The 15,680-nt window shown below is 72.6% G+C and carries 15 protein-coding genes; 8 read left to right on the top strand and 7 right to left on the bottom strand.

Annotated features, from left to right (window positions below; translation table 11 throughout):
- The first annotated feature begins 125 nt into the window (after positions 1 to 125).
- The gene (locus AC07FJ_RS14875; protein ID WP_479049061.1) at positions 126 to 2,186 is read left to right on the top strand and encodes a PhoX family protein; all 2,061 of its coding nucleotides are present in this window, start codon (positions 126 to 128) and stop codon (positions 2,184 to 2,186) included.
- 15 nt (positions 2,187 to 2,201) lie between these two features.
- Here AC07FJ_RS14875 and AC07FJ_RS14870 read toward each other — a convergent pair whose 3' ends face one another.
- From AC07FJ_RS14870 to AC07FJ_RS14855, 4 genes are all read right to left on the bottom strand, one after another.
- A complete protein-coding gene (locus tag AC07FJ_RS14870) occupies positions 2,202 to 3,206 on the bottom strand; it encodes a hypothetical protein (protein WP_479049060.1) in 1,005 nt (334 codons plus the stop codon).
- Positions 3,206 to 4,684, bottom strand: a complete 1,479-nt coding sequence (locus AC07FJ_RS14865) for an APC family permease (RefSeq protein WP_479049058.1) — start codon at positions 4,682 to 4,684, stop codon at positions 3,206 to 3,208. Before AC07FJ_RS14865 ends, AC07FJ_RS14870 begins: the two co-directional genes overlap by 1 nt.
- Before the next feature lie 57 nt (positions 4,685 to 4,741).
- Complete coding sequence (locus AC07FJ_RS14860) at positions 4,742 to 6,703, bottom strand: FUSC family protein (RefSeq protein WP_479049506.1); 1,962 nt, start codon at positions 6,701 to 6,703, stop codon at positions 4,742 to 4,744.
- A 64-nt stretch (positions 6,704 to 6,767) separates the two neighbouring features.
- A complete protein-coding gene (locus tag AC07FJ_RS14855; RefSeq protein WP_479049056.1) occupies positions 6,768 to 6,995 on the bottom strand; it encodes a DUF2630 family protein in 228 nt (75 codons plus the stop codon).
- A 145-nt stretch (positions 6,996 to 7,140) separates the two neighbouring features.
- Here AC07FJ_RS14855 and AC07FJ_RS14850 point away from each other — a divergent pair, with 145 nt between their 5' ends.
- Positions 7,141 to 7,542 (top strand): hypothetical protein, encoded by a 402-nt coding sequence (locus AC07FJ_RS14850; protein ID WP_479049055.1) that lies wholly within the window; start codon positions 7,141 to 7,143, stop codon positions 7,540 to 7,542.
- A gap of 58 nt (positions 7,543 to 7,600) precedes the next feature.
- Here AC07FJ_RS14850 and AC07FJ_RS14845 read toward each other — a convergent pair whose 3' ends face one another.
- Entirely contained in the window at positions 7,601 to 8,668 is a 1,068-nt protein-coding gene (locus tag AC07FJ_RS14845) for an LLM class flavin-dependent oxidoreductase (protein ID WP_479049053.1), read from the bottom strand.
- A gap of 104 nt (positions 8,669 to 8,772) precedes the next feature.
- On the opposite strand from AC07FJ_RS14845, the gene cbiE reads away from it, so the two are divergent.
- Together cbiE and cobM are read left to right on the top strand one after the other, a co-directional pair.
- Positions 8,773 to 10,035 (top strand): precorrin-6y C5,15-methyltransferase (decarboxylating) subunit CbiE, encoded by a 1,263-nt coding sequence (gene cbiE, locus AC07FJ_RS14840; protein ID WP_479049050.1) that lies wholly within the window; start codon positions 8,773 to 8,775, stop codon positions 10,033 to 10,035.
- Complete coding sequence (cobM, locus tag AC07FJ_RS14835) at positions 10,032 to 10,781, top strand: precorrin-4 C(11)-methyltransferase (protein WP_361425580.1); 750 nt, start codon at positions 10,032 to 10,034, stop codon at positions 10,779 to 10,781. Before cbiE ends, cobM begins: the two co-directional genes overlap by 4 nt.
- A gap of 4 nt (positions 10,782 to 10,785) precedes the next feature.
- Here cobM and AC07FJ_RS14830 read toward each other — a convergent pair whose 3' ends face one another.
- Positions 10,786 to 11,904 (bottom strand): cobalt-precorrin-5B (C(1))-methyltransferase, encoded by a 1,119-nt coding sequence (locus tag AC07FJ_RS14830; protein ID WP_479049047.1) that lies wholly within the window; start codon positions 11,902 to 11,904, stop codon positions 10,786 to 10,788.
- An 11-nt stretch (positions 11,905 to 11,915) separates the two neighbouring features.
- Here AC07FJ_RS14830 and AC07FJ_RS14825 point away from each other — a divergent pair, with 11 nt between their 5' ends.
- From AC07FJ_RS14825 to AC07FJ_RS14810, 4 genes are all read left to right on the top strand, one after another.
- Complete coding sequence (locus AC07FJ_RS14825) at positions 11,916 to 12,671, top strand: cobalt-precorrin-6A reductase (protein WP_479049045.1); 756 nt, start codon at positions 11,916 to 11,918, stop codon at positions 12,669 to 12,671.
- A gap of 81 nt (positions 12,672 to 12,752) precedes the next feature.
- Entirely contained in the window at positions 12,753 to 13,094 is a 342-nt protein-coding gene (locus tag AC07FJ_RS14820; protein WP_479049043.1) for a hypothetical protein, read from the top strand.
- A gap of 5 nt (positions 13,095 to 13,099) precedes the next feature.
- Entirely contained in the window at positions 13,100 to 14,482 is a 1,383-nt protein-coding gene (locus tag AC07FJ_RS14815) for a hypothetical protein (RefSeq protein ID WP_479049504.1), read from the top strand.
- Positions 14,475 to 14,807, top strand: coding sequence for a hypothetical protein (locus AC07FJ_RS14810; RefSeq protein ID WP_479049040.1), 333 nt, complete (start codon positions 14,475 to 14,477; stop codon positions 14,805 to 14,807). Before AC07FJ_RS14815 ends, AC07FJ_RS14810 begins: the two co-directional genes overlap by 8 nt.
- 26 nt (positions 14,808 to 14,833) lie before the next feature.
- Here AC07FJ_RS14810 and AC07FJ_RS14805 read toward each other — a convergent pair whose 3' ends face one another.
- Positions 14,834 to 15,589 carry a GntR family transcriptional regulator gene (locus AC07FJ_RS14805; RefSeq protein WP_479049037.1) on the bottom strand — a complete coding sequence of 252 codons (756 nt, stop codon included), beginning with the start codon at positions 15,587 to 15,589 and terminating at the stop codon, positions 14,834 to 14,836.
- Between the last annotated feature and the right edge of the window lie 91 nt (positions 15,590 to 15,680).

Below are 15,680 nucleotides of genomic sequence, written 5' to 3'. Positions count from 1 at the left end.
ATCGCGTCAACCCCGCCCCCGACGCCCTCGATTCATGCACCGTTCATCTTGTCGCCGCCGCGCTGCTCATATCCGCACTTAGCGTCACGCCGGACGGAATTCGCGAAACGAGGAAGAGGAACGAAGTGCGCAGACTGCTGCCGCTGCTGAGCACCCACTCGCACGGGGGCGGTCGGTCCGCCCTCACCTGCCGCTACCGCTGCGGTGACGCCTGCTTCCACGAGGTGCCGAACACCAGCGACAACGAGTACGTCGGCGACGTCATAGCCGGCGCCCTCTCGCGCCGGTCGATGATGCGGGCCACCGCCGCCGTGACCGTCGCCGCCACTGCGGGCGGCGCCCTCGCCGTACAGGGCGGACAGGAGGCGGTCGCCGCCACCCCGGCGGCCCCCACCGCCGGGAAGGGGGCGGGCAGGAGCGCCGGCGCCCGCGGGCTCCGCTTCGCCCCCGTCGCGCCCAACACGGACGACAAGGTCACCGTCCCCGACGGCTACGCCCAGAGCGTCGTCATCCGCTGGGGCGAGCCCATCCTGCGCGGGGCGCCCGCCTTCGACGCCGACAAGCAGTCCGCGAAGGCACAGGCCGGGCAGTTCGGGTACAACAACGACTTCCTGTCGCTGCTGCCCCTGAAGGGCGAGTACGGGCGCCAGGTGATGGTCGCCAACCACGAGTACACGGACGAAGTCCTGATGTTCAAGGGGTACGACCCGGAGAACCCGACCCGCGAGCAGGTCGAGATCGCCTGGGCCGCGCACGGCCTGTCCGTGGTCGTCGTGCAGGAGGAGCACCGCTCCGGCCGGCTCACGCCCGTCACCCGCCACCCGCTCAACCGCCGCCTCACCGCCACCAGCGCGTTCGAGCTCACCGGCCCGGCGGCGGGCGGCGACCTCCTCAAGACCAGTGCCGACCCGGCCGGCCGTACGGTCCTGGGCACCCTCAACAACTGCGCCGGCGGCACCACCCCCTGGGGCACCACGCTCCACGGCGAGGAGAACTTCAACCAGTACTTCGCCCACGGCTCGTCCCCGACCGACAAGCGGTACGGCATCGGCTCCGGCGCGAGCGAGCGCAAGTGGGAGCGGTTCGACAAGCGCTTCGACGTCAAGCAGGAGCCCAACGAGCCGCACCGCTTCGGCTGGGTCGTCGAGCTCGACCCGTACGACCCCGACTCCACGCCCCGCAAGCGCACCGCGCTCGGCCGCTTCAAGCACGAGGCCGCCCAGCCGCGCCTGACGGCCGACGGCCGGCCGGTCGTCTACATGGGCGACGACGAGCGGTTCGACTACTTCTACAAGTTCGTGTCGTCGAAGCGGATGATGAAGGGCTCCTCGCGCCGCGCCCGCGAGCACAACCTGACGCTGCTCGACGAGGGCACGCTGTACGTCGCCAAGCTCACCGGCGACTCCCCGGGCGACGTCGACGGCACCGGCAAGCTGCCGAACGACGGCGAGTTCGACGGCAGCGGGCAGTGGATCCCCCTCGCGACGGGCACGACCAGCCACGTCCCCGGGATGACCGCCGAGGAGGTGTACGTCTTCACCCGCGTCGCCGCCGACAAGGTGGGCGCCACCAAGATGGACCGCCCCGAGGACGTCGAGCCGTCCCCGCGCACCGGCCGCGTGTACGTCGCGCTGACGAACAACAAGGACCGCGGCGCGGCCGGCAAGGCCGGTGCCGACGAGGCCAACCCGCGCAACAGCAACAAGCACGGCCACGTGCTGGAGCTCGCCGAGCACTGGGACGACCCGGCCTCCGACGGCTTCGCGTGGCGGCTGTTCCTCGTCGCGGGCGACCCGGAGGACCCGGCGACGTACTTCGCGGGCTACCCCAAGGAGAAGGTCAGCCCCATCTCCTGCCCCGACAACGTCGCCTTCGACCCGTACGGCAACCTGTGGATCTCCACCGACGGCAACCAGCTCGGCTCGCACGACGGCCTGTTCGCCGTCGCCACGCAGGGCGAGCGGCGCGGTGAGCTGAAGCAGTTCCTGACCGTGCCGACCGGCGCCGAGACGTGCGGGCCGGTCATCCAGGAGCGGCGCGTGCTCGTCGCCGTCCAGCACCCGGGCGAGGTCGACGGCGCGTCCGTCGAGAAGCCCGCCTCCGCCTGGCCCGACGGACCCGGGAAGATCGTCCGCCCGGCGGTCGTCGCCGTGTACCGCAAGGACGGCCGGAACATCGGCGTCTGACGGACCCACGGGGGGTCACGAGGTGGCGCGGGCCGTCCCCCCGCGCCACCTCGTGTACTGCTGCGCCGGATCGCCCGTGTACGCCCACGGCATCCACGACGCCCGCGCCCCCAGCAGCCCGAACAGCTCCCCGTACACCTCCGGCAGGCCCGCGTGGCAGGCCGCGTGCGTCAGGAAGTTGAGCGGCTCGACCTCCTCCGGCCGGACCGGCCCGGGCGCGCGGCCGCCGATCCAGCGGTCGCGCGTGCGCCGTACCTCCGTGGCCGCCAGCTCGTGCTTCCAGTGCTGGTCGAAGCCGCGCACCGGGCCCCGGCCGTGCCCGCTCTCGACGACGTACCGGTACTCCTCCACCCGCGCGATCTGCACCAGGACCGGCAGCGGCGAGCCGGGTGGCGCCGCGCCCGCCGCGTCCCGCGCGAAGTCGTACATCGCGCCGTGGGTGCCGTGCCACCGGGCCGACCAGTAGCGCAGCAGCTGGACGTGGCCCTCCAGGTTGTACGGGTCGCGGCGCCGCAACTCGTCCCACCAGCCGCGCAGTTCACGGCGCCCGACCCCGCCCTCGTACAGCCGCGCCACCGTCAGCAGCGACACCCACGGCATCGGGTCGGCGGGCCGTGCGTCCGCCGCGGTCAGGCAGGCGAGGACCGTGGCGTCGAGGCGCGCCCGGTCCACCGCCGCGCCCGGGCCGGGCGGCGTGCCCGCCGCGATCGCGGTGGTAAAGACCCGTACGACCTCGGTCGCGGCCCGCAGCACCGCCGCGTCCGGGTGGTCGGGCTCGGCCGCCCGCCACGCCTCCACCACCGTGGATCCGGCCGCCGCGTGGGCCAGCATCCGCAGCCGCAGGGTGCGCCGGGCCCGGTCCCCGTCCGATGCGGCCAGCAGGTCGCGGACGCCCTGCCAGCGGCCGATGACGATGTCGTGCCGGGCGGCGGTCAGCGCCCGGTCCCCGAAGTCCGGGTCGAAGTCGGGCGTGAAGCGGGCCGAACGGCGGTGGGCCGACCGCCGGCGGGCGGCCGCCATCAGAAGTCCGTCGCCAGCGGCTCGCCCGCGCCGCCGCGCCGTTGCCCCGGAACACCGCCGTACGGTTCCACCGCCGCCATCGCGCGCACCGCGTCGAGCCGCGCCGGGCAGCGGTAGTACGCGCTGCCCTTGCGCCAGTACCAGAGCATCGGCACGAGCCCGGCGGCCAGCCCGCCCAGGCCGACGGCCACCGAGGTGGGGCTCAGCTCCTCCAGCGCCGTGACGAACACCCAGAACATGTATGCCGAGCCGAGCAGCGGCCACGCCCCGCCCAGCACGAAGTCCCGTACGGAGGCGAACAGCATCCTCCGGTAGGCCACGACCGCGGCGATGCCCGCGAGGCCGTAGTAGAAGGCGATCTGCAGGCCCATGGCGTGGACCGCCTCGCCCAGGATGTCGCCCACCGAGCCGAGCGCCGTGGCCGCCGCGAACAGCGCCAGCGCCACCGCCCCCACGACGGTGACGGCCACCCACGGCGTGTTCCAGCGGCGGTGTACGGAGCCGAGGGCGGCCGGCATCGTACGGTCCCGGCCCATCGCGAACAGGGAGCGCGTCACCTGGATCAGCGTGGTCTCCAGGGTCGCGACGGTGGACAGCATGACCGCCAGGATCAGCAGCTTGCCGCCCCAGCCCGGCCAGATCGCGCGGCCGAGCAGCGCCAGGACACCCGTGCCGACCTCCGCGATCTCGTGGGAGGACAGGATGATGTTGACGGCGATCGTGAACGCCTCGAAGAGGAGGAAGACGACCCCGATGCCGACGAGCGCCGCGAGACCGGCGGTGCGGCGGCTGTTCCGGGTCTCCTCGCTGAGGTTGCTGGTGACGTCCCAGCCCCAGTAGCAGAAGGCGGCGATCAGCGCGCCGGACGCGAAGCCCGAGACGCCGTCGAAGTGGGAGAAGCCGAGCCACGACCAGTCGAAGGCGGCGGCCGAGCCGCGGTGCAGCAGCGCGCCGACCACGAAGAGCAGGAGGACGGCCAGCTCGACGCCCGTGATGAGGAGTTGGGCCCGCGCGGTGAGCCGCGCCCCGCCCAGCACCACCAGCAGCATCACCAGGAACCAGCCCGCTCCGACGGCGGTGGCGAGCGTGGTGTCGGCGGCGAGGTGCGGGTCGAACAGCGCGAGGGTCAGCTGTCCGGCGGGCAGCGACCCGGCCACCATGAAGATCGTGGCGGCCACCACCAGGGCCCAGCCGGAGAGGAACCCCAGGAAGGGGTGGAGGGTGCGCCCCACCCAGGAGTAGCCGGCGCCCGCGTTGACGTCGATCCGGCCGAGCCGGCCGAAGGCCAGCACGATGCCCAGCATCGGGATTGCGCAGTAGAGCAGCGCGGCGGGCGCGGCGAAGCCGACGGCGCCGACGAGGACGGCGGTGGTGGCGGCCAGCGAGTACGCGGGGGCGCTGCCGGCGACGGCCATCACGATCGTGTCGAACGTACCGAGGACATTGGGCTGGAGACCCCTGGGAGTGATGCTGCGCATGGCGAATGTCCTTGGAAGGCACGGCATATGACGGCATATAGCGGTAGGTGCGGTGGTTCAGGAGCGGTGCTGCACGCGTGGATCGTGCGCATCGTAGTCGGGCCCGGGAGAGGCGATCGCGCGGGCCGCCCGCACCTCCTGGCGCAGCGGCCCGAGCACGCTGCTCCCCTCTTCCCCGCCGCCGTCGTCCCATTCCGCCCGTACGCCCGTGATGACGTGGCTCGTGCGCAGGCCCGCCGCCAGTTCGCGCAGTTGCCGCTCGACCTCCGCCGCCTCGGCGGGGTCGGGCGGCGGGGCGCCGTGGTCGACGCGGACCCGGGCCGCGGTCGTCGCGTCGATGATCCGCTCCACGGCGACGACCAGCGGCCACCAGGCGGTGGCGCGGGTGCCGGTGGGTGGCGGCTCGGTCAGCGCCCGCTGGAACTCGGCCCGTACGGTCGACAGGTCCCGGTACAGGCGGCGCCGGGCGCGGACCCGCGCGCCGGGGTTCCGCTCCGCCTCCGGGCCGAAGGCGCGGGCGACGTAGCGGGCGGCGTCGGCGACCGCGTCGGCGAGACGGTCGCCGATCCGGGTGTGCCAGCTCTCCGGCCACAGCAGGTAGCCCGCGACGAGCGTGATCGCGCAGCCGAGGAGCGAGTCGTACAGGCGCGGCAGGACCAGCTCGAAGCCCTGCCGGTTCAGCCAGTCCGAGAGGAGCAGGATGACGGGGGTGATGGCGGCGGTCTGGAAGGCGTACCCCTTCGCCGAGAAGGCCGGGATCAGCGCGGCCAGCACCACCATCACCGGCACGTCCCACCAGCCGCGCGGCACCTCCGCGAGGACGAGCGCGGCGATGGCGAGCCCGGCGACCGTGCCGAGGGCGCGCAGCACGGCGCGGGAGAAGACCGAGCCGAAGTCGGGCTTGAGGACGAAGGTGACGGTGAGGGCCACCCAGTACGAGCGGGGGACGGCGATCAGGGAGACGAGCGACTGCGCGATGCCGATGCACACCGCGAGGCGCAGCCCGTAGCGCCATGAGCCTTCGGAGACGAGGGCGTCGCGGGCGGCGCGCCGGGCCCGTACGGAGAGCGCGGCGGGACGGTCGAGGCGGTCGAGCGAACCGGTCTCCGTGCCGTGGACGACGGTGGCGGCGTGGCGCAGGGCGTGGTCGACGGCGCGTTCGGAGGGGGTGGTGGGGTCGGGGAGCTCCGGGTCCGGGTACGGATCCGGGGCTGCGGCTGGGGCGGGCCGTTCCCGTTCGACGGCCGCCGCGAGGGCCTCCACCGCCGCCGGGATCGCGGCGGGCAGCGGGCGGCCGCGCAGATGGGCCGCGGGCGCCGCCTCGACGATCGGGATCACGGCGTTGAGCTGCGCCAGCTGCCGCACCAGCGTCGGGTTGCGGCCGTGGTCGCGGGCGCGGCGGGCGAGGACGAGGTCGTACGCGGTGTTGAGGGCCCGGGTGACGGCGGGGCGGCGGTCCTCGTACGCGGGGGTGCCCGCCGCCGCGAGGAGCGCGGCGATGGCGCGGTAGGTGGCGGCGACGGCCGCCCGTTCCGGTACGCCGCCCCGCAGGGGCCAGCCGAGCAGCGTGAGGGCGAGGACGACCGCGCCGCCGAGGGTGAGCAGCAGCGGCGCCTTCCACCAGGGGCTCGGCATGGGCAGTCCGGCGCCGACGACGGCGTTGAGGAGGAGCAGCAGCCCGGAGACGGAGGCGACGGCGCCGATCGACGAGATCATGCCGGAGGCGAGCGCGATCAGCGTGAGCACGGCGACGGCGGCCCAGCCCTCGCCGTACACCAGGGTGCCGAGGGTGACGCCGAGCGCGCCGAAGAGCTGCGGCACGGCGATGTTGAAGATCCGCATCCGGTACGCGTCGGCGGTGTCGCCGATGACCCCGGACAGGGCGCCCATCGACACCAGGGCCCCGTACAGCGGCTGCCCCACGGCGAGGCCGACCGCGAGGGGCGCGGTGAGCGCGACGGCGGCGCGGGCGACGGCGGCCCACGGGACGGGCGCGGGCTGCGGGCGCAGGGCCCGCATCAGCCACTCGGGCGGCGCGAGCCGGACGGCCCTGCCGGCGCCTCCCCCGGTGGGGGCCGGCGGCTCAGTAGGCCTCGTCACCGGGCGGGCGGACCGTCGCCGTGTCCGGGTCCTCGCCGACCTCCTCCTTGGCGCGCCCCTGCCGCAGCAGATCCCAGCACTGGTCGAGCTGGGCCCCCAGGGAGCGCAGACGCGCCTCCTCGTCGCCGGTGAGGGCGCCGGCGCGGTCGTGCAGCGCCCGTTCCTCGCGGACGAGCGCTCCGATGTGGTCGAGGATCTGCTCGTTGTCCATGGACTCCACCTTCCCGGATCGGGGGCGGGCGTGCAGGTCGGGCGCGACGGGCGAGGGCCGGTCCCGGCGACGCTGATCCACTTGCCGGACGGCCTTCGCAGGTGTGCTCTGAGGGAGTGAAGTGAGTGCGTGGAAGGAGCCACCCATGTCCGCACCCGCCACACCCGGATACACCCGCGCCCGCCACCGCGACGAAAGCCGGACCCGGCCTCGTACGGGCTGGAAGCTGCCCCTCGTCCTCGGCTTCCTCTTCGCCCTCTACGCCCAGCACATCGAACGCGACGGGCGCACGATCACCTTCGGCATCGCGATGCTGGGCCTCGTCAGCGGCGTCGTGTTCGGCGGCCTGTACTTCCTCCTGCGCCGCACCCAGGCGTCCCTGCCGCGCGAGCTGCGCGGGGCGGCGTACGGCGCGCTGGTCGGGCTGGGCGTCGGGTGGCTGTATAGCCTGAGCGGCGCCAGCGTCCTGACGGCGGCGGCGGTGTCGCTGGTGGTGGGGGCGGGAGCGGGACTCATCGCGTTCTACCTCTTCTACACGCACGAGTGAGTACGGGCACGAGTGAGCCGTCCGCGTTCGCGTCGCCGGCGCCGGCGGGTCGCAGGCGCTAGCGGGCGGTGGCCGGGTGCGGCGGGGCCGTCTCCGGGACGCCCGCCGGGCGCAGGGCCGCGAACTCCTCGCGCAGGACGGGGACGACCTCCTCGCCGAGCAGGTCCAGCTGCTCCAGGACCGTCTTGAGCGGCAGCCCCGCGTGGTCGAGGAGGAACAGCTGGCGCTGGTAGTCGCCGGCCGTGCGGCGGAAGGTGAGGGTCCGCTCGATGACCTGCTGCGGGGAGCCGACGGTCAGCGGCGTCTGGGCGGTGTACTCCTCCAGCGAGGCGCCGTGCCCGTACACCGGGGCGTTGTCGAAGTACGGCCGGAACTCCCTTACCGCGTCCTGCGCGTTGCGCCGCATGAAGACCTGGCCGCCCAGCCCCACGATGGCCTGCTGGGGGTCGCCGTGACCGTAGTGCGCGAACCGCTCGCGGTAGAGGGTCACCATCCGCTTCGTGTGCTCCTGGGGCCAGAAGATGTTGTTGTGGAAGAAGCCGTCGCCGTAGTACGCGGCCTGCTCGGCGATCTCGGGGGAGCGGATGGAGCCGTGCCAGACGAAGGGCGGTACGTCGTCCAGCGGGCGCGGCGTGGAGGTGAAGCCTTCCAGGGGCGTACGGAAGTGGCCCGTCCAGTCGACCGCCTCCTGCCTCCACAGCTTGTGGAGAAGCCCGTAGTTCTCGATGGCGAGCGGGATGCCCTGCCGGATGTCCTGCCCGAACCACGGGTAGACGGGCGGGGTGTTGCCGCGCCCCAGCATCAGGTCGACGCGGCCGTCCGCGAGGTGCTGGAGCATCGCGTAGTCCTCGGCGATCTTCACCGGGTCGTTGGTGGTGATGAGGGTCGTGGACGTCGACAGCACCAGGCGGCGGGTGCGGGCGGCGATGTACCCGAGGAGGGTCGTCGGGGACGACGGCACGAACGGCGGGTTGTGGTGCTCGCCGGTGGCGAAGACGTCGAGGCCGACCTCCTCGGCCTTGAGGGCGAGGGTCACCATGGCCGCGATCCGCTCGTGCTCGGTCGGCGCCCGGCCGGTCGTCGGATCGGGGGTCACGTCGCCGACGGTGAAGATTCCGAACTGCATCGCCCTCACACCTCTCGAGACCGGGGTCGGTACGGGCACGGGTACCCGGCGGCGGGGCCGCCCAGAGGCGGCCGCCGCACGACCACCCGATAGGGTTCGGGCCCGTGAGCAGCAGCCCCATAGCCATCCGTCATCCGGTCACCGTCGTCGGTATCGGCGCGGACGGCTGGGCCGGGCTCGGTGACGCCTCCCGGGACGCCCTGCGCGCCGCCGAGGTCGTCATCGGCGGTGAACGGCAGCTCGCCCTGCTGCCGCCCGCGGAGTGCCGTGGCGAGCGCGTGGCCTGGCCCTCGCCGCTGCGGCCCGCCGTCCCCCGGCTGCTGTCCGAGCACGCCGGGCGCCGGATCGCCGTGCTCGCCAGCGGGGACCCCATGTTCTACGGAATCGGCCGCGCCCTCGCCGAGACCGCCGGCCCCGAGCGGCTGCGCGTCCTGCCGCACCCGTCGTCGGTCTCTTACGCCTGCGCCCGGCTCGGCTGGCCCCTGGAGGAGACGGAGACCGTCACGCTGGTCGGCCGGCCCCTCGCCTCGCTGGCCGCCGCGCTGCACGACGGGCGGCGGCTGCTGGTGCTCAGCGCGGGCGCCGAGACGCCCGGCGAGGTCGCGGCGCTGCTGCGGGAACGCGGCTTCGGGCCCAGCACCCTGCGCGTACTGGAGCAGCTCGGCTCCCCGGAGCGCGAGCGCGTCCTCACCGGCACCGCCGACGCCTGGACCCACGCGCCCGGCGACCCGCTCAACGTCATCGCCGTCACCTGTGTGCGCGCCGACGGCGCGCTGCGCCTCGGGGCCGTGCCCGGCCTGCCCGACGCGGCGTACGAGAACGACGGCCAGCTCACCAAGCGCCATGTGCGCGCCGCGACGCTCGGCGCGCTGGCGCCCGCGCCCGGCGAGCTGCTGTGGGACGTCGGCGGCGGCTCCGGCTCGATCGGCATCGAGTGGATGCGCGCCCACCGCACCTGCCGCGCCATCGCCGTGGAGCGTTCCGCCGAGCGGGCCGCACGGATCACCCGCAACGCGGAGGCGCTGGGCGTCCCCGCCCTGCGCGTGGTCACCGGGCCCGCGCCCGGTGCCCTCGCCGGGCTGCCCGCCCCCGACGCGGTGTTCATCGGCGGCGGGCTGACCGCGCCCGGGCTCCTCGACGCCTGCTGGGACGCCCTGCGGCCGGGCGGGCGGCTCGTCGCCAACACCGTGACCCTCGAATCCGAGGCGCTGCTCGCCGACCGCTACCGGCGGTACGGCGGCGAGCTCGTACGGCTCGCGGTCGCGCACGCCGTCCCGGTGGGCGGTTTCACCGGCTGGCGCCAGGCCATGCCGGTCACGCAATGGTCCGTAACCAAGCCTGGAGCACCTGGAGCAGTTTCACGATGACCGTCTACTTCATCGGTGCGGGCCCCGGCGCCGCCGACCTCATCACCGTGCGCGGCGCGCGCACCCTCGCCTCCTGCCAGGTGTGCCTGTACGCGGGGTCGCTCGTGCCGCGCGAGCTGCTCGCCGAGTGCCCGCCGGGGGCGCGGCTCGTCGACACCGCGCGCCTCGACCTGGACGCCATCACGGCGGAGCTGGTCCGGGCCCACGAGGAGGGCCACGACGTCGCGCGCCTCCACTCCGGCGACCCGTCCGTCTTCAGCGCCGTCGCCGAGCAGATGCGGCGGCTGGACGCGGCCGGCATCCCGTACGAGGTCGTGCCAGGCGTCCCGGCCTTCGCGGCCGCGGCGGCCGCGCTGAAGCGGGAGCTGACCGTGCCGACCGTCGGGCAGACGGTCATCCTGACCCGCATCGCCGAGCAGGCCACGCCCATGCCGGAGGGCGAGGACCTCGCCACCCTCGGCCGCAGCGGCGCGCTGCTGGTGCTGCACCTGGCGGCCCGATACGTCGACCGCGTCGTCGCCGAGCTGGTGCCGCACTACGGCGAGGACTGCCCCGCTGCCGTGGTCGCCCTCGCGTCCCGCCCGGACGAGGTGATCCTGCGCGGCACGCTCGCGGACATCGCGGCGGCGACGAAGGAGGCGGGCATCACGCGGACGGCGGTGATCCTGGTGGGCCGCACGCTGGCCGCGACGCAGTTCCGCGACAGCCACCTGTACTCGCCGGAGCGCGACCGGCACGTCTGCTGACGCTTCAGCCCTGCACCTCGCTGCGGCCGACGACCGTCCCGGCCCGGTCGATGCAGACGACGTCCACCGCGACCGGGGCGCCGCGCAGCACGGCGAGGGCCTGGTCGCGGGCGGTGTCGGCGACCAGGTCGCCCAGCGGCACGCCCCGCGCGGCGCACAGCTGCAGCGCGGCGAGCCCGGTGTTGGCCTCCGCCACCCGCGCCGCGAGCTCCTCGTCGGCGCCGCCCGCGCGGGCCAGCTCCGCGAGGAACCCCTTGTCGACCTGGGAGCGCGCCGAGTGCAGGTCGAGGTGGCCGGCGGCCAGCTTGGACAGCTTGGCGAAGCCGCCGCAGATGGTGAGCCGCTCGACCGGGTGCCGGCGTACGTACTTCAGCACCGCGCCCGCGAAGTCGCCCATGTCCAGCAGCGCGTCCTCGGGCAGCCCGTAGAGGGACACGACCGTCTTCTCGGATGTCGATCCCGTGCACCCGGCGAGGTGCGTGCGGCCCGCCGCCCGGGCGACGTCCACGCCGCGCCGGATGGAGTCGATCCAGGCGGAGCACGAGTACGGCACGACGACCCCGGTCGTACCGAGGATGGACAGCCCGCCCAGGATGCCGAGGCGGGGGTTCCACGTGGAACGGGCGATCTCCTCGCCGTCGTCGACCGAGACCGTGATCTCGACGTCACCGGTGCCGCCGTGCGCGGCGGCGACGCGGGCGACGTGCTCGCGCATCAGCTGCCGGGGCACGGGGTTGATGGCCGGCTCGCCCACCTCCAGCGGCAGGCCCGGCCGCGTGACCGTCCCGACGCCCGGTCCGGCGCGGAAGACCACGCCGGCGCCCGGCGGGAGCATCCGGACCGTGGCCCTGATCAGTGCCCCGTGCGTCACATCGGGATCGTCCCCGGCGTCCTTGACGATCCCGGCCATGGCGCGGTCGCCCTTGAGATCCTCGGTGGCGAGCGCGAAGGCGGGTGTCTGCCCCTTCGGCAGGCTGATGGTCACCGGGTCGGGGAAGTCCCCGGTGAGCAGCGCGGTGTACGCGGCGGTCGTGGCCGCCGTGGCACAGGCCCCGGTCGTCCACCCGGAACGGAGCCCGGTGTGCTTGAGTTGCGCACTGCGCCCACCCGTCGCCTCACCCATGGACCGTCACCGTGCACATACTCCTCCTCGGCGGTACGACCGAGGCCCGCCGCGTGGCCGAGACCCTGCACACGCAGGCCGCCGTGCGGGTGACCACCTCGCTCGCGGGCCGCGTGGCCGCCCCGCGGCTGCCCCCGGGCGAGGTGCGGATCGGCGGTTTCGGCGGAGCGGAGGGCCTCGCCCGCTGGCTGCGCGCACACCAGGTGGACGCGGTCATCGACGCCACTCATCCCTTCGCGGACACCATCAGCTCGAACGCGGCCCGGGCGGCCGCCGCAGCCCATGTTCCCCTGCTCGCCCTGTGCCGTCCCGGGTGGGCCCCCGTCGAGGGGGACGACTGGCACCTCGTGGACACCCTCCCCGAGGCGGCGGACACGGCCCGGCGGCTGGGCCGCCGCATCTTCCTCACCACGGGCCGCATGGGCCTCGCCTCCTTCGCCCACGTCACCGACGCCTGGTTCCTCCTCCGCTCGGTCGACCCGCCGGAGCCCCCTTTCCCGCCCCACCTGGAGGTCCTCCTCGACCGGGGGCCCTTCACCCTGGAGGGCGAGCGCGAGGTGCTGCGCCGCCACGCCGTCGACGTCCTGGTCACCAAGGACAGCGGCTCCACCGCGACGTCCCCGAAACTGACGGCCGCCCGCGAGGCCGGCCTCCCGGTCGTCGTGGTCCGACGGCCGCCGGTGCCGGCGGGGGTCGCGTCGGTGGGGACGGTGGAGGAGGCGGTGGCGTGGGCGGCGGTTCAGTGTCGCGGGGGCAGCGGAGTGTGATCGCGGCAAGGCGTATGCGCCTGACGACGAGGACCCGCAAGTCCTACAATCGTTGATCACGAAAGCGAATCGGGGGGTCAGATGTCAGCACACAACGATGGATTCTCGGCCAATGCCGCGTCGATCAATGGGAACTCGAACCTGTTGGTGGAGCTTGCCGGACTGCTTTACCAGGGCCGTCCCGACGGTGAGCTGACGGTCATGGCCCGGGTGCCTCGTACGCACCCAGAGGTCTCCGCAACGCTCGACGCGTTTGCGCGCTTCAGCAATGACCAGTACCTGGACACGGTGTCCCTCCTGGCAGCCCTGTCCACCAAGCTGAGGGAATCCGGCAGCGACTACGTCGAGGTCGACCAGGCAACGCAAGCGGAGTTTCACAAGATCCTCGAACAGGGACGCTTCGTGCCGTCCGAGGATCGGTGACCGCCATGACGTACCGCGTGGATGTCGAGTTCCTCGAGTTGTGCAACCCCGCACTCATCGAACGTAACGCGCAAGAGTACCGGCGCCTTCACCAACTGCTGGAGTCAACCGACATCGCATTTCTCAAGGCCTCACGTACCGAGTGGGTGAGTGTGGCCAACGACCTTTACACCAAGCGGCTTAGGGAGGCAGAGAGCCTAGCCACCCACCTGTCGTCCGCTTTCCGCACCGCCTGGAGGGCCCTCATCGACTACGCCGATGCCGTTGAGCGCGCCAAGAAGTGTTTCGACGACGGCCGTAGCAGCGAGGTGGCGCTGTCCGGGGTCATGTCGAGGGTTGCCGAACCCGTCACGGAGACGGCGCAGCGTGCCGAACCCATGCGCCAGTGGGAGGACCTTCGCAAGAGGACCAGTGCCCTGGACTGGCTCGCGGAGATCACCGTTGATGTCGACGAGATAAGGGAGGAGGCGGAGCGACACTACGATGCGGCCAAGCAAGCCTTTGGCGATGCGGAGCGGATCGAGCGCGAAGCGCGGCGGACGTGTGTCGCTGAACTCGCCAAGGCTCAGGGATCAATTCCGGACTTCCGCGGAGATGTGCCGCACCCTTCGGTGCTGCTCGCCGGAATGCCAGCCTTCCGGCGGGAAGTCGGCGAGGCGCAGAACGACCCCAATGCCGCGCTGCCCGGTGTCGGCCCCAGGGTCGACGGCATCGCTCCCGCCGTGGGCGGTGACCGTGTGTCGCCGAAGCTACAGGAGATCCGTTCCCGGCTTGATGGATTGCCGCCCGCGATGGACCAGAATCAGTGGCTGCCGTCCAACTCCGACAACGACCGGCGTGAGTGGATCCGCACCAATCGGCAGCACATCATGGACGCCGCCGAGTACACAGGCCTGCCAGCCGACATGATCGCGGGCATCGCTTGGCAGGAAGTACAGGGCGATCCGAAGTGGGTCGATGACGTGAGCGAGAACTACCGTCGGAACCAGTACGAGGTGTGGCCAGAGTTTCAATGGGTGGCCGACAAAGTCGGCCTTACCGGCGAAGCGGATCAGACTTCCATGGGGCCGATCGCCATTCAGCTACGCCGCTCGGCCGAGGTACTGGGTTACGACCCGGAAAACATGACGCAGGCCCAGCGAGACGAGGTCGAGGCGGCGACGCAGGACCCGTCAACCAACATTTACATAGCGTCGGAGTACCTTGCGCAGCTTAAGGCGGAAAGCTCCTTCGCCGATGTGCCGCCAGAGCGGATGACGTCGGCGCACTACCAGGAACTGGCGGCCCGGTACAACGGCGGTCCGGGTTGGCAGACTGATGACGCCCAGGCGTACGGTCGTGGCTTCAGTCGCAATCTGGACGACGCGAGGCAGGCGCTGAGTGACTGAGCAGGGAGCGAAGGGAGCCACGAGCAGGCGGCTGGCGGCGCTGTTCGCGACGGCCCTCTGCGTCGCTGCCCTGATCGTGCTGCACACCGTCGGCGGCTTCTTCGTACTCAACGCGCTGCTCACCGAGTCCGAAGGTCCCTGGGACGTGACCGTCACCGACACCGTCCGGCTGATGGCCGTACTCGGCTTGGGAACCGAGTTGGTGGCGACGGCCATTACGGCGGCTTTCGTCGCAGTGGGGCGCATACGACGTTGGTGGTACGCCATTTCCGCGTGCCTGATGCTGATGGCGATCGCCCGGATGGTGCTCGCGCCGGGGCCGTGAGGGCTTCCGAACCGGCCTTGCCCCGCTCATGCGTCGAAGGCGTACTCCAGGACGTACGAGTTCGAGTCCAGCGTCATCTCGTTGAGCTCCACCGCACGGCCGTCGCCTGTGAGGGCGGTGCGGCACACCAGGATTACCGGCGTCCCCGAGGGCAGGGCCAGGCGCTCCGCCTCGTTGCCCGAGGGCATCCGGCATCGGATCTCCTCGCGGAAGTGCACGGGCTCGTGTCCGAGCTCGGCGAGGCGGGCGTAAACGCCGCCAGGTCCGGTGTCCACTTCGGTGATCGCTGAGCCCGCGACGATATCGCTGGGCAGGTAGGACGTGGCGAGCATGACCGGCTTGGCGTCAAGGACGTAGCGACGGCTACGTACACAGACCAGCCTTTCGGGCGCCAGGCCCAGCGCCTCGGCGACGCGTGCGTCGGCCGGGGCTTCGGTCACTTCGATCTGGTCAACGGAGAGCGGTCGGTCCTCGATGTCTGCTGCCCAGATGGACTTGCCGGAGCCCCACTGGTCTCGGGACAGCCGAGGGAGCCCTCGCCTTCGGAGCGGCTTGAAGGCGCGAACGAAGACGCCCGCACCCTTGCGCGCCTCGGCCACGCCCTCGTTCTGCAGGACGCCCAGAGCCTGGCGTGCGGTCATCCGCGCCACCTCGTACGTGGCCATGAGGTCGTTCTCGCCCGGCAGCCGATCGCCGGGCCCGTACACGCCCGCCTGGATCGCGGCTTTCAACTCGTCCGCGATGCGCTGGTACTTGGGCTGACGGTCGTTGCCCTGCGCCATGAACCGATCACTTCCTTCCTCTCTAGACACCTTAAAGGGCCCTTCAACCGCCTCGCATAGGCGTGCCCTCCTCGAACATCTCTAGAGATGC

Source organism: Streptomyces sp. NPDC045998, assembly GCF_056430285.1.
The sequence above is the reverse complement of the archived record's forward strand: the minus strand, read 5'-3'. Positions and strand labels throughout refer to the sequence as shown.

What these genes read in the sequence shown, in the direction of transcription:
- AC07FJ_RS14860 (WP_479049506.1), bottom strand. Translation starts at nt 6,703, where the DNA reads ATGCGGGCCCTGCGCCCGCAGCCCGCGCCCGTCCCGTGGGCCGCCGTC.
- AC07FJ_RS14830 (WP_479049047.1), bottom strand. Translation starts at nt 11,904, where the DNA reads ATGGGTGAGGCGACGGGTGGGCGCAGTGCGCAACTCAAGCACACCGGG.
- AC07FJ_RS14845 (WP_479049053.1), bottom strand. Translation starts at nt 8,668, where the DNA reads ATGCAGTTCGGAATCTTCACCGTCGGCGACGTGACCCCCGATCCGACG.
- cobM (WP_361425580.1), top strand. Translation starts at nt 10,032, where the DNA reads ATGACCGTCTACTTCATCGGTGCGGGCCCCGGCGCCGCCGACCTCATC.
- AC07FJ_RS14850 (WP_479049055.1), top strand. Translation starts at nt 7,141, where the DNA reads ATGTCCGCACCCGCCACACCCGGATACACCCGCGCCCGCCACCGCGAC.
- AC07FJ_RS14820 (WP_479049043.1), top strand. Translation starts at nt 12,753, where the DNA reads ATGTCAGCACACAACGATGGATTCTCGGCCAATGCCGCGTCGATCAAT.
- AC07FJ_RS14805 (WP_479049037.1), bottom strand. Translation starts at nt 15,589, where the DNA reads ATGGCGCAGGGCAACGACCGTCAGCCCAAGTACCAGCGCATCGCGGAC.
- AC07FJ_RS14865 (WP_479049058.1), bottom strand. Translation starts at nt 4,684, where the DNA reads ATGCGCAGCATCACTCCCAGGGGTCTCCAGCCCAATGTCCTCGGTACG.
- AC07FJ_RS14815 (WP_479049504.1), top strand. Translation starts at nt 13,100, where the DNA reads ATGACGTACCGCGTGGATGTCGAGTTCCTCGAGTTGTGCAACCCCGCA.
- AC07FJ_RS14855 (WP_479049056.1), bottom strand. Translation starts at nt 6,995, where the DNA reads ATGGACAACGAGCAGATCCTCGACCACATCGGAGCGCTCGTCCGCGAG.
- AC07FJ_RS14870 (WP_479049060.1), bottom strand. Translation starts at nt 3,206, where the DNA reads ATGGCGGCCGCCCGCCGGCGGTCGGCCCACCGCCGTTCGGCCCGCTTC.